The 12,942-nt window shown below is 43.1% G+C and carries 9 protein-coding genes and 1 pseudogene; 7 read left to right on the top strand and 3 right to left on the bottom strand.

Annotated features, from left to right (window positions below):
- Window positions 1–1,021 precede the first annotated feature (1,021 nt).
- Genes eutC through eutA form a run of 3 tightly spaced genes read right to left on the bottom strand, consistent with a single transcriptional unit; the run spans window position 1,022 to window position 4,685 of the window.
- Window positions 1,022–1,840, bottom strand: a complete 819-nt coding sequence (eutC, locus tag AM629_RS19200; protein WP_235525536.1) for an ethanolamine ammonia-lyase subunit EutC — start codon at window positions 1,838–1,840, stop codon at window positions 1,022–1,024.
- A 58-nt stretch (window positions 1,841–1,898) separates the two neighbouring features.
- On the bottom strand, window positions 1,899–3,260 hold the full coding sequence (locus AM629_RS19205; protein ID WP_054481153.1) for an ethanolamine ammonia-lyase subunit EutB: 1,362 nt from the start codon (window positions 3,258–3,260) through the stop codon (window positions 1,899–1,901).
- A gap of 12 nt (window positions 3,261–3,272) precedes the next feature.
- Window positions 3,273–4,685 (bottom strand): ethanolamine ammonia-lyase reactivating factor EutA, encoded by a 1,413-nt coding sequence (eutA, locus tag AM629_RS19210; RefSeq protein WP_054481155.1) that lies wholly within the window; start codon window positions 4,683–4,685, stop codon window positions 3,273–3,275.
- A gap of 303 nt (window positions 4,686–4,988) precedes the next feature.
- Between eutA and cobA the strand changes: the two genes are divergently transcribed.
- From cobA to AM629_RS24785, 7 genes and pseudogenes are all read left to right on the top strand, one after another.
- A complete protein-coding gene (gene cobA / locus AM629_RS19215) occupies window positions 4,989–5,771 on the top strand; it encodes a uroporphyrinogen-III C-methyltransferase (protein ID WP_054481167.1) in 783 nt (260 codons plus the stop codon).
- Between the two features lie 31 nt (window positions 5,772–5,802).
- Complete coding sequence (cobD, locus tag AM629_RS19220) at window positions 5,803–6,876, top strand: threonine-phosphate decarboxylase CobD (RefSeq protein WP_054481157.1); 1,074 nt, start codon at window positions 5,803–5,805, stop codon at window positions 6,874–6,876.
- Window positions 6,869–7,729: a GHMP family kinase ATP-binding protein gene (locus AM629_RS19225; protein ID WP_054481158.1), complete on the top strand. Its 861-nt coding sequence runs from the start codon at window positions 6,869–6,871 to the stop codon at window positions 7,727–7,729. Before cobD ends, AM629_RS19225 begins: the two co-directional genes overlap by 8 nt.
- A gap of 20 nt (window positions 7,730–7,749) precedes the next feature.
- A pseudogene (locus AM629_RS19230) lies at window positions 7,750–8,379 on the top strand (NAD(P)-dependent oxidoreductase); the annotation flags it as partial.
- 69 nt (window positions 8,380–8,448) lie between these two features.
- Window positions 8,449–8,991, top strand: coding sequence for a cob(I)yrinic acid a,c-diamide adenosyltransferase (gene cobO / locus AM629_RS19235; RefSeq protein ID WP_054481163.1), 543 nt, complete (start codon window positions 8,449–8,451; stop codon window positions 8,989–8,991).
- Between the two features lie 113 nt (window positions 8,992–9,104).
- On the top strand, window positions 9,105–9,743 hold the full coding sequence (locus AM629_RS19240; protein ID WP_054481165.1) for a hypothetical protein: 639 nt from the start codon (window positions 9,105–9,107) through the stop codon (window positions 9,741–9,743).
- Window positions 9,744–10,540: 797 nt separating this feature from the next.
- On the top strand, window positions 10,541–11,566 hold the full coding sequence (locus AM629_RS24785; RefSeq protein ID WP_072161949.1) for a hypothetical protein: 1,026 nt from the start codon (window positions 10,541–10,543) through the stop codon (window positions 11,564–11,566).
- Window positions 11,567–12,942: the final 1,376 nt, after the last annotated feature.

Genomic DNA, 12,942 nt, shown 5'->3' on the forward strand with positions numbered 1-12,942 from the left:
ATCATAAACATCAGGATCATCTTTATATAGCATAATAAATTTTCTCTTTATCTTAAGCAATTCTTTTAAAGTGAATCCACTATTTAATATTAATTTTCTTAAGTCAGTTAAGTTCATTTATTTAAACTCGTTTTTATAACTGCTTTAAATTTTCTTTTATTTTTAGGCGAAGATAGAAAATGACTAATTTTATGCATGTGAAAAAATTATAACGATAGCGGTGATAAAAAGATTTATAGCATATGCATATTATTGTTGAAATGATATAAAGAATTGATACTAATGATAAATAGAATATTGAATTCTCGTCATAGAGGAAAATCTCCATTATTATGCAGCCTACATACATGAGAGAAAAAAATAACACGGGATCACCGGCATCTTCAGCAAGCACTATTATAACGTTGTAAATATTATCGCTTTTTGTGTAATACTTTATTACATATCTTCTTTCATCATCGTCAAGATTTTTAAAAGTCCTTTGCATCATAAGAAGTTCTTTAAATGTGAATCCGCTACTGAGGGTTAATTTTCTTAATTTTTCCAAATCCATTTATTTAACCTATAATATTTTGTCGATATAATGACTTATTATAACATAACTATTGTTTTGTTATACCTAATAAATGCTGATTTTAACCCTGTATTTCGTAGATTAGCTGGATTTCCATATTAACATTTTTGTGAAAAATATTGATTACAATATAAAAATAAATAATTTCTTGATAAGAACACACAAAATATTGTATTTTTTCGGTTAAAAATTTATATTTTATTACTTTCTATACATTAAATTGTACCAGTCGTATCTATAATTTTTTACCGGCAGCCGCCGCATATTTATTTAGTCTGGTATATAAAGGGCCTTGTTGATGTTAGAACAAGCCGCGCCTGGCGTGAAATTGTTTGGTGTGGGTGAATGAGATATGGCGAATATCACACCAGTGGCGGCTGTGGTCAGCGCTTTATTGTGCTGCTGTTGTAAAGGGAAGATAATCCATAGGGTATAGCTGCCATTCCATCAACGACTAAGAGCAATGCCGGAAGCTTGCTGTTCCAGCATATTTTTCGCTAAATCGACAATAATTGCCGCGGCTTCGATGGGAGGTGTGCCACCTCGGTGAATATTAGAGATACAGGTACGATCAGCCTCAACGGTTTTTTCTACTGCCGGTTGGTAAACTGCATAGCAGGAGAGGCTTTCTGATTGCCCTAATCCGGGGCGTTCTCCAATCAGTAAGACAACCACTTTAGCTTTTAGTAACTCGCCAATTTGATCTTCTATTTTGACGCGACCATAGCGTACAAAAAACGGGGTGCCGATGCATATTCCTGCCTGTTCCAACCCTTTTAACAGTGGTGGCACAAGATCTTCGTAGTTGGTGGTAATGGCATCAGTAGAAAGGCCATCAGAGATTACAACTTGTACATCGGGGCCAGTTTTGCACTGTGTCAGCAAGGTTTCTACCGCATTCGCACTGAGTTTTCTTCCCAAATCCGGGCGAGTTAAATAGAGGTTTTTGTCGCTAACTTGAGATTGCACTTCCAGCAATCCGCGTTTTTCTATCCATTCAACCGGGACTTCTTTTAACACGGTATCTTTAGAACGGGAGTGATCAGCTTGAAAACGCAGTAATGCCTGTGTACGTGGCCGCGGACCGCTGCGGCCGGTACCGACTCTCGCCACCGTGCTGCGGCGTAATTCCTGTAAGACTTCCATGCGGTTCGGGTTTTGGACACCGATCCACTGTTTGGCTTCTAAGGAGCCTAAATCCGGCGTACAGCTCTCAGTTTCGTCGGTGATCTCAGGAGGTGCATGGGGGTTTTGGTCAGATACCATATTGTTTGCATCCTTTTTAATTTGTTCTTGGTTCATGGTCATTTATCTCAGTAAAGAATCAGAAAAAGAACGATGCATCACCCGCATGTGATGTTAAACGGCCATTTGCCATTAATCCCATGTGCTCCAGCCAACGTTCAAATTCTGGAGATGGGCGCAGATTGAGTAAATGACGAATGGTGGCGGTATCGTGGAAAGCAGATGTTTGGTAGTTGAGCATGATGTCATCACCAAGTGGCATTCCCATGATGAAGTTACATCCTGCGGTTGCTAATAGGATCATTAGGTTTTCATTCTGGTTTTGATCGGAATCGGCGTGATTGGTATAGCAGCAATCACATCCCATTGAAACGCCGCTGAGTTTTCCCATAAAGTGATCTTCCAGTCCGGCGCGGATGATTTGGCGGTCATTGTAGAGATATTCCGGCCCAATGAAACCGACAACGGTATTCACCAGGAATGGATCATAGTGGCACGCTAAGCCGTAGTTTCGTGCTTCCATCGTGACCTGATCAGCGCCAAAGTGAGCGCCGGCAGAGAGGGCTGAACCTTGTCCGGTTTCAAGATACAGGCAGTTGCTGCCGGCAAGACGGCAATATTCCGCGCCAATAGCACGTGCTTCATCCAACATTTCCAGCTCTACCCCAAACTCTTTCAGCCCTTTTTCACTGCCACAAATACTTTGGAAGATTAAACCACCCGGAGCGCCACGCTTAATCGCTTCTATTTGCGTGGTGACATGGGCTAAGACACAGCCTTGTGTTGGGATAGCGAACTTGTCGATTACCTCGTAGAGGGTGTCTAGCACGCGAGTCAGGTTTTCTACGTCATCTGTTACCGGGTTAACGCCGATAACCGCATCACCCACGCCGAAGGATAATCCTTCGTAAATTTGAGCGCGGATACTTTGTACATCGTCACGGGTATCGTTAGGTTGAAGACGAGCACTGAATGTTCCCGGCATCCCAATGGTGGTATTGGCTTTTTTGATCACCGGCATTTTTTTCGCGCCATAGATCAGGTCAGCATTAGAGCTGATTTTTGCCACCGCCGCGACGACTTCAGAACTAATCCCTTTGCGAAGAAAGGCAATATTATCCACGCTGGTCTCATCGTTCAGTATGTATTCACGCAGTTCGCCAATGCGCCAGTTTTTGATGCGGGCATAGGCGATTTCGTTAATGTCGTCCTGAATAATGCGGGTAACGGAATCCTCTTCATAGGGAATAACTGGGTTCATACGGATATCCGCTATCGTCATTTCCGAGAGGACGTGTTTAGCGGCTACGCGTTGTTGAGAATTTTCGGCAGCCACCCCGGCCAATATATCCCCTGAACGCAGTTCGTTGGCCATTGCCAGCACCTGTTTAATATCTTTAAACTGATATGTTTTACCAAAAAGCTGTGTTTTTAGTTTCATATTTACGCTCTCTCAGGAAGGAAAAGCCAATGATTTGATGGTGACGGGAACGACGGTGCCACCAAATAGTGGAATGCCAATGTCGATATAATCTCCGGTGCGAGTAATAACTTCGTCTATAACCGCCAATTGCCGTCCTCCCATCAAGGGATGTAGCAGCATACCCAGTGCCTTGCCGAAATCTTGGCTGGCAACGATCAGCAGCGGATGAGAAGAGGAATAGCGGGCGGAAAAATCTTGTAAAGCCGCGATACAGGTCTGTACGGCGGCGTAATTTACCGGCAAGGTATCGGGCAGAGCCAATGCATACAGATCTTGTTCGGCATTGAGATCCATGTGTGTCAGCGCGTGTAACCAGTCTTCTACCAGTGATTCAGTGGTTTCTGCTTCAGGATGGACGACGGGAATGTTACACAGGGGTAGTGATAGCGTATCAAGCCAGATAGTGCTACCGGATAGTGATAATGTATGAGCGCCAGCGCCAATCACGGTGGCGCGCACAGTTTGTTTTGGTACTTGCAATGGCAGTTTGGCGAAATCATTATCACGATGAATCGCCTGCGCCAATAGCGGCCCCAGATCATGAAAACGGAATGGATCATTGTCTGATGCTTCACGATAACATTCACCTACGCCACCGGAGAGAGTGACAGCATAGAGCTTACCGCAATCTGGTAGTGGTTCTGTCATCAGTAATTGTTTTGCCAATGGTGTGAGATGCCCAACGGCGACCTCCCACAGCAACTGTGACATTCGTTCAGTAATCTGTTGCAATTGCGTGGCTGTCAGATGTTGAACATCTGTGTTTTCACCAAACAGTGAATGAACAATCCGTGTTCCGGGCGGATGTGCTCGTAAAACCTTTCCTTGTGGGTCGGTTTCTAATAAGCGGCCACCGACATTTAAACAAGCAGAGGCAACCAATCGGCCAGCATCGAATAAAGCGTAGTTCGCTGTGCCGCCGCCAATGTCAATGTTGAGCACTTTAACCATTTTCTGTTGTGACAATGCCTGAGCACCAGAACCAAAACCGGCAATCACTGATTCCAGATGCGGCCCTGCGGTTGCTACAACAAAATCTCCCAGTTTCTGTGCCAGTGCCATGATCGCAGGGCGAGCATTGCATGTTTTAGCGGTTTCACCAGTAATGATCACGGCACCGGAGTCGATATTTTCTGGATCGATCCCTGCTGCTTGATACTGTTCCTGAATCAAACCGAGTAGTTCGTTTTCGCGCAGTTGCCCGGCAAAGTCTACGGGCGTAAATAACACTGGGCTTTGCCAGATGATCTCGCGGCGAACAAATTCATAACGTGGTACTTGGGATACCGTTGCACGGTTCACCAGCAACAGACGCGAAAAAATCACCTGTGTGGTGGTGGTACCGATGTCAATACCGACACTGAATAATTCTTTGGCTTCCATAGCTACGCCCTCTGTCTGTAATAAGGCGTATGTTGGCATCTTTTTTTATAAATCAGTATTAAATGCCAGCGATTTGGTCAAAAAGACAACTGCAATCACAAAAACATTAGGTATTATAATGAAAACGATGTAGGTACAAGCTGCGGGGACAGGTTATCAGGAGAAACAAGCAGATAAGGTCAGAATGTGCCAGACATATTCTCATTAACAAAAGTGAAGAATTATTGATCTCACACCATATCGTATTGCGGGCTATCGGTAATATATCTTCCAACAGACTTTCGTTACGGGGTAAGAAAAATGATCAATAGCGGAAAAGTTTGGTTGGTAGGTGCGGGGCCGGGTGATGCAGCGCTGATTACTGTCAGAGGATTGCATTGTATCCGTCAGGCTGATGCGCTGGTGTATGATCGGTTAGTCAGCACAGATCTGTTATCGGAAGCACCTGATGGTTGTAAAATGATTAACGTCGGTAAAACACCGAATTATCACCCAGTGCCGCAACAGCAAATTAATCAAATCCTGGTGGAGTGTGCACAACAAGGGTTAAACGTCGTCCGGTTGAAAGGGGGCGATCCTTATGTGTTTGGCCGTGGTGGTGAGGAGGCCGAAGCGTTAGCACTGGCGAAAATCCCTTTTGAAGTTGTACCGGGTATCAGCTCATCAATTGGTGGTCTGGCTTGTGCGGGAATTCCGGTTACCCATCGTGATTATGCTTCGGGTTTTCACGTTATTACGGGTCACCTGCGTCAGGGAAATGAGCCGCAAGATTGGGCGACGCTGGCAAAGCTAGAAGGTACGTTAGTGATTCTGATGGGGATGACTCAACTGGCAAGCATTTGTGAACAACTTATTGCCGGTGGTAAAGCGCCGACAACCCCGGCTGCGGTTGTGATGTATGCCAGCCATCAGCAACAGCAGGTTGCCAGCGCAACGTTAATGACTCTGGCGCAGCAAGTGGCGGCCCAAGGATTGACTGCTCCGGCATTGATTGTTATCGGTGATGTGGTGCGTCTACGGGAAACATTGGCTTTTAGCCGGGATCGTTTGTTATTGGCTTCAGTCCCATCACTGATGGCGCTCTGATTTTCTATTTAACATCTGGATAGGGTATTTGATGAACGAACATGGCGGTAATGTGTTGGAGATGGCGCTGAAAATTGGTGTTACAGCAGAAGAGATAACGGATTTCAGCGCTAATATTAACCCGTTGGGCATGCCGGAATCCCTGAAAACAGCCATTATCGACCAATTACAGCGCGCAGAGCATTATCCTGATACAGAATATCGCCGGTTACATGCAGCGTTGGCACAGGCTCATCATTGCGCTATCGAAAACCTGATCGCAGGTAACGGTGCTACCGAATTAATTTACGCTGTGGTGAATTATCTTAAGCCGCGTCGGGCCATGTTATTAATACCGGGATTTGCTGAATACCGGAGAGCCTTACAGCGGGTTGATTGCCAGATTAATGATTATGTGATGAGTGAAGCTGATGGTTATCAGCCTGATGAGTGTTTGCTGGTGGAATTGGATCGTTGTCGCCCTGATTGTCTGTTTCTTGCTACACCCAATAATCCAACCGGTTTGATGCCAGATACTGCGTTATTGCAGGCGGTATTTGAACGTTGCCGTCAACATAATATTGCGCTGATTGTCGATGAGGCATTTATCGATTTTCTCCCGGATACTGCCGGATTTATTCCTCAGATAGCTGATTTTCCCCGTCTCTATATTCTGCGTTCATTAACCAAGTTTTTTGCCATCCCAGGGCTACGCCTTGGTTATCTGGTTAGTAGTGATGTGAGGGGTATCCGAGAAATGAAACATTGGCGGGAGCCGTGGACCATTAATGCTTTTGCGGCATTGGCCGGTGAAATCATTCTCAATGATAACGCTTACATTCAGGCAACACACTGTTGGCTAGCTCAGCAGCAACGTTGGCTCTATCAAGCACTGGCCGCGTTACCGGAATTGTGCGTTTGGCCTCCCGCAGCGAATTACATTTTCCTGCGCTGTTTGCGCCCGGAAATCGATCTACAGCAAGCATTATTGAAACACCGAATACTCATCCGTCATTGCGCTAACTATCCGGGTTTGAGTGCAGCTCATTACCGGGTCGCCATAAAGAGCGAGCATGATAATCATCGTCTGATATCGGCGTTACATCAGGTATTGGGTTATGGCTAAAGCTCGCTGCCCTGCATCGTGCGGTGAACTGATCCAAGGATGGATTCTGGGTGGTGAAAAGTTAATCTCCTGTCCGGTGAATTGGTTCAGTGAGGTTTCCATTACAGAGGGGGTACCGGAAAAATGTGAGCGTCCTCGTATGCGCCAAATGATGAAAGCGGTATTGGCGTATTTTGACTTGCCGGTGGAGATGGCGCGAGGTTTACGCATCTCCTTGACTTCTACGATTCCGGTAGCAAAAGGGTTGGCAAGTAGTACCGCTGATATTGCCGCTACGGCTTTGGCGACGGCTCGTTATCTGGGGAAAACCCTTGATGAAACGACACTGGCTGGTTTTTGTGTCCAGTTGGAGCCTACTGATAGTACGCTGTTCAGCCAGCTTACTTTGTTTGATCATCAAACGGGCGCCACTCAAATTTCATGTCACTGGCAGCCACCTGTCGATATTCTGTTATTAGAAAGCCCGGAAACATTGATCACAGCTGATTATCACCGTTTAGATCGTCATCTAACATTACTGGAGAATGCCGCAGCGCTAGAGCATGCCTGGAAACTATTCGGTGAGGCCGTTGCTACACGGGATTGCTGGCGACTGGGGGAAGCCACAACGCTCAGTGCACAAGCTAGCCAAAAGCTGTTGGTAAAACCGGCATTTGATAGTTTGCTGGCACTGGTAGAACTGAGTGGTATTTACGGGCTGAATGTTGCTCATAGTGGCAGTGTTGTCGGGTTATTGTGTGATCGCCATCATCATGATGTTGAATACTTATGCTGGTGGTTGAAGCGCCGGGGCATCACCCGTTTTTATCCACGTCAGCATATGTTGAGTATGATACCCGGTGGTGTGCGTTAACTATAGGAGGAGGGATCATGTTGGATTATTTGCCGATATTTTGTCAGATCCGGGATAAAACCTGTCTGCTGGTTGGCGGCGGTAAGGTGGCCGAGCGTAAAGCGCGTCTGTTATTAGACGCTGGCGCCCATCTACGGGTTAACGCACGGGAATTCACCTCACAATTCCATATCTGGGATGCAGCTGGTCAGGTAACACTGATTTGCGGTGAGTTCGAACCTCATTGGCTTGATCTCTGCTGGTTGGTTATTGCTGCGACCAATGATACCGCCGTTAATCGTTATATTAGTGATTGTGCGACGTCACGGCGCATTTTCTGTAATGTGGTGGATGAGCCACATCGGGCCAGTTTTATTACACCGTCAGTCATTGATCGTTCTCCACTGGTGATTGCTATCTCCTCTGGTGGCAGTGCACCGGTATTGGTCAGGTTATTGCGTGAAAAACTAGAACAACTGCTACCGATACATCTTGGGCATTTGGCTGCTTACGGTGGAGCACTCCGACAACGGGTAAAACAGCATTTTGATAATCTGGCAGCTCGTCGTTATTTTTGGGAGCGGTTTTTTACTAGTGAACTATTAATGCAATCGTTGATCCGTCAAGATCGTCAACAAGTTGATCGTGTGGTAGAAACATTGCTTTCTGAATCATCTCCAGCCAATACAAACAAAACAGATAATTGTTCTTTAGCGGACTAACATGTTGGAGTCATATAAATGAGTGAGGAGCGATATAAACAGAGAAAACAGCGGCAGAAAGAGAGATTTATGGCTCAGGTTGCAGCCGCTCAGGAAAGTAGAGGGATTGTGATCGTCTATACCGGTAATGGCGAAGGGAGAACAACCGCAGCGATAGGGACGATTACGCGAGCATTAGGTCATGGATTAAAGGCGGGGGTTGTCCAGTTTATTAAGGAAGCATGGTCAGCGGGTGAGCGTGCTTTGTTGCAGCTGTATGGAGTTGAATTTCAGCTAATATCGGTGGACTTGGCTGGAGAAGCGCAAAATCGTACCAAGGATATTGCTGCTACTGGGGTCTGGCAACATGCGTTGCGTATGATGCATGATCCTACATTATCATTGGTGGTGCTTGGTGAACTGACTTATATGATAAGTAATGGTTATTTATCACCGGATGAAGTTATCAAGGCATTAAACCAACGGCCAATTAATCAGACGGTGATCATTACCGGACGAGATTGCCATCTTGCATTGATTGAACTGGCTGATACTGTCAGTGAAATGCGTCCCGTAAAATAAGTTTTTACCGAGGTATAAACAAGATTTGGATTGTTGCATGTTGCAAGGATAACGGTTCGTAAACTATTTGAAAGATAACAGGTATATTTAATCTATAAATTAAGAGGTTTAATATGTCTATTGAAAATACCGATATAGCTGAACAAACAACGGGCAAAGATTCAGTTGTACTTGGACATGCAGAAGCACCGGCAGTACATTCTATTGCAATAGGTGCATCACCCCGAAATTCTAAAACAATCAGTGAAGCGGCCATTGCTATTGGGCAAAATCAACTGGCGGGTAAACAGGGTGATGCAAAGGTAGTTTGGCCAATTGCGATTGGTGCTGATTCCGTATCCAGTGGCTTGGCTTCTATCGCTTTAGGGCAAAAGGTGACTGCGAGTGCAACTCAGGCCGTGGCGATTGGCCAACACTCTTCTGCAACAGAACAAGGCAGCGTTGCATTAGGTGCAGATGCTATTGCTAATAAACCGAATGTTGTTTCTGTAGGAAAAACGGGCTACGAGCGTAAGATTATACATGTTGCTGCTGGGGATATTTCAAATCACAGTACTGAGGCGGTAAATGGTCAGCAATTATATGCTGAATCGACAAGGATTGATATATTATTGGATGCAAAGAATAAAGAACTGGCAGAAAAGATTGAATCGCTGGAAAGTGATATAGCCAATCTTACTCTGTTGGTTCAGAATAGTATAGATGATGTTGCATTATTGAAGAAACGACTTCTTGATGCATTGAGTTATTAATACCCGCTGGTTGTTATTTCATATATTCTTGGCTATTAGGCTGAGAATATATGATATACCTGTTATCTTTCAAGTTGCCTCTTTGTTGGCTGCACTCACTCACCCCGGTCACATAGTTATCTATGCTCCCGGGGATTCGCTCCCTTGCCGTCGCGATGCATCTTGAAATCTATTGGGTATAAGTAATTTATTGGATATCCATTTTTTTATTTCCTGGGGTGTTTTGCCTTTGGCAGGAAAGATACCGACTATAGCAACTGAACACCTTTCTGAAAAATTGCAATTATTAATTGAATCCAACATCCTTAATAATTTATTCTATAAAAATGGAGTATTGATAATCAGTATACTAACTGCATTTACTTGGGTAAATTATATAAATAGTTGTATTGTTAACAATGAAATATATGAAAATAACATAGTGTCGGTTGGTTTATATTAACATTATTGATAAGTCATTGTATTTAATGAAGCTGCGTGATACATTAAATAACTCCATGAAATATATTTCACAGCCTCATAATTTTAATTTATTTACAAATTGAGTTTTACGTATAATACTTTATTTTAACGATGAGTGGATTTAATTTAAGCTCGCGTGAAAAGTGGGGGTTATAATGTGTTTTTAAAGTTAAATCAATTTGATTTAATATTTCATGATGACAAGTATGAAGATGAATTATTATATACCCAATAGATTTCAATTTGCAGCTCGGCGGCAAGTTAAAACAGCCAACAAAGCAGCAACTTGAAGGATGAAGGGTATGGTAATTTAATTTCTGAATTAAGAGGTATATATGTCTACAAAGAATATAAATATAACTGTAACTGATCAAGTTGGTAAAGATTCAGTTATCCTTGGGAATGCAGAAGCACCAGCAATAAATGCTATAGCAGTTGGTGCTTCACCATTAGCTTCTAAGTCAATTAGTGAGGCCGCTATTGCTATTGGGCAAAATCAACTGGCAGGTCGGAAGGAGGATGAGAATAAAGTCGATAAAGTTATATGGCCAATTGCGATTGGTGCTGATTCTGTATCCAATGGTACCGCTTCTATTACTCTGGGGCAAAAGGTTCTTGCCAGTGGGTCTCAGGCAGTAGCAATTAGTCAAAACGCCTCTGCAACAGGAAATTCGAGTGTTGCATTGGGAGCAGACTCTGTATCCAGTGGTTCTGCTGCTGTTGCTCTGGGGCAAAAAGCGATTGCCAGGGGGAATCAGGCAATTGCGATTAGTCAAAACTCTTCTGCGACAGGAAGTGCGAGCGTTGCATTAGGAGAAGGCTCTGTATCCAGCGGCACGTCTTCTATTGCTGTGGGACAAAAGGTTAGTGTTAGTGGGTCTCAGGCAATTGTGATTGGTCAAAACTCTTCTGTAACAGGAAGTAGGAGCATTATATTAGGATCAGACTCTAAATCCGCATCTTCATCTTCTATTGCCGTGGGGCAAAAGGTTAATGTTAGTGCGTCTCAGGGAATTGCGATTGGTCAAAACGCCTCTGTAACAGCAAGTGGAAGTATTGCACTCGGTGCGAATTCTGTTGCCAGCAAATCGAATGTTGTTTCTGTAGGAAAACCGGGTAATCAACGTAAGATTGTGAATGTTGCTGCCGGGGATATTTCAAGGAACAGTGCGGAGGCGGTGAATGGTCAGCAATTATATGCTGAATTGGCAAGAATGAGTGCATTGGATATAAAAAATAAGCAGCTGGAAATGGATATTAAAAAGTTGAAGAGTACTATAGATAATCTTACCCGTTCTATTACTAATCTTACTCTGTTGTGCCAGAAAAATGCGGATGAAGTTGCCTTGTTGAAGAAATGAATTCTTAACGCATTGGATTATTAATAACAAATGGATTCGACTAAATGAATATATTCTATGGATTTCAAGATGCATCGTGACGGCAAAGGAGCGAACCCCCGGGAGCATAGTGAACTATGTGACCGGGGTGAGTGCAGCTAACAAGGAGGCAACTTGAAGAGAGGTGATTAGTGGCAGTATTTCATCACTGCCAGTAAACCGATCAAATAATCACCTCGAAAGACTTGGGATGACAAAATACCCAATGAATTATTTAAAGGAATACGAACCTGTTTACTCTCAATCTAATGATACTGCACTTAACTATGTGACTTAAGAGTGATGGATTGCTGATAATTTTATTTAAAGAAATTTATCAATGATTGTATTCAGCATTGTTAGCATGGGATGATTTTTTAAGGGAGTTAGAGGATATTTTAGCAATATAAAAGCCAGCTTAGAAACTGGCTTTTCACGTATCGGTTAAAAAGAAGGCTTACAGAAAGCGAGGCGTTGACAGGTAGATAACAACGCTATGAACACTTGATATGAAAGATGTAACAGATTTCATGATGAACTCTCTTTATAGGTAAAATGTGATTTGTTTCACGAAAATCTAAATTGTGGCTGTGATTTTAATCAGAAAAACTTCATAGTCAAGCAGTTTTTAAAAACTATTTTAAACATTAAAATATTTTTGTATAAGTATCTTGTATGACGAAGTGAGCGATCTTGTGCATAGGGATGTTGAGTGATCTTGCTGACGATTGTCTTTAGGGTTGTATATTAGTTGATCAATCAACCAATCAATCGTTACATGAAGAAACGATAGTTAAACAGTTGGAGTCAGGCGACTTATTGGTTTTATACATACCCTATGGATTTCAAGATACATCGAGACGGCAAGAGGGCGAATCCCCGGGAGCATATACCCAATAGATTTCAAGTTGCAGTGCAGCGGCAAGTGAATGCAGCCAACAAAGCAGCAACTTGAAAGATAACGGGTATAAAAATGATAATAAAAGCCGGAACCGGTTCTGGCTTAACTTCAAACCTAATATCGATATTTTCTCCATGTTTTTAGCAAAATATCTATTTTAATATTAATATTCGATCTGAAAATCATAGAAATACCTCTGCAATTTAATGAGATTATTCTTATTTCATTAGATAGATGAATTAAAATGGAATAAGATTTATGATTGTTATTTTTATACCATTTATTTAATTGAACAAGAGGGTGTTATAAGAAAATTATAGGGCATAGGAAGAAATCAGGGCGGGATTCTACTTTGCGTAAAAATTATACATTTCGCAGATATTGATAATTTCTCACATTCAATACGATTTTATTGATAGGTTTTGATATCTGGCATGAACATTTATTGAGCTAGTAG

It is taken from the genome of Photorhabdus heterorhabditis, from assembly GCF_001280945.1.
GTDB classification, from domain to species: domain Bacteria; phylum Pseudomonadota; class Gammaproteobacteria; order Enterobacterales; family Enterobacteriaceae; genus Photorhabdus; species Photorhabdus heterorhabditis.

What these genes read in the sequence shown, in the direction of transcription:
- eutC (WP_235525536.1), bottom strand. Translation starts at nt 1,840, where the DNA reads ATGGTATCTGACCAAAACCCCCATGCACCTCCTGAGATCACCGACGAA.
- AM629_RS19205 (WP_054481153.1), bottom strand. Translation starts at nt 3,260, where the DNA reads ATGAAACTAAAAACACAGCTTTTTGGTAAAACATATCAGTTTAAAGAT.
- eutA (WP_054481155.1), bottom strand. Translation starts at nt 4,685, where the DNA reads ATGGAAGCCAAAGAATTATTCAGTGTCGGTATTGACATCGGTACCACC.
- cobD (WP_054481157.1), top strand. Translation starts at nt 5,803, where the DNA reads ATGAACGAACATGGCGGTAATGTGTTGGAGATGGCGCTGAAAATTGGT.
- AM629_RS19225 (WP_054481158.1), top strand. Translation starts at nt 6,869, where the DNA reads ATGGCTAAAGCTCGCTGCCCTGCATCGTGCGGTGAACTGATCCAAGGA.
- cobO (WP_054481163.1), top strand. Translation starts at nt 8,449, where the DNA reads ATGAGTGAGGAGCGATATAAACAGAGAAAACAGCGGCAGAAAGAGAGA.
- AM629_RS19240 (WP_054481165.1), top strand. Translation starts at nt 9,105, where the DNA reads ATGTCTATTGAAAATACCGATATAGCTGAACAAACAACGGGCAAAGAT.
- AM629_RS24785 (WP_072161949.1), top strand. Translation starts at nt 10,541, where the DNA reads ATGTCTACAAAGAATATAAATATAACTGTAACTGATCAAGTTGGTAAA.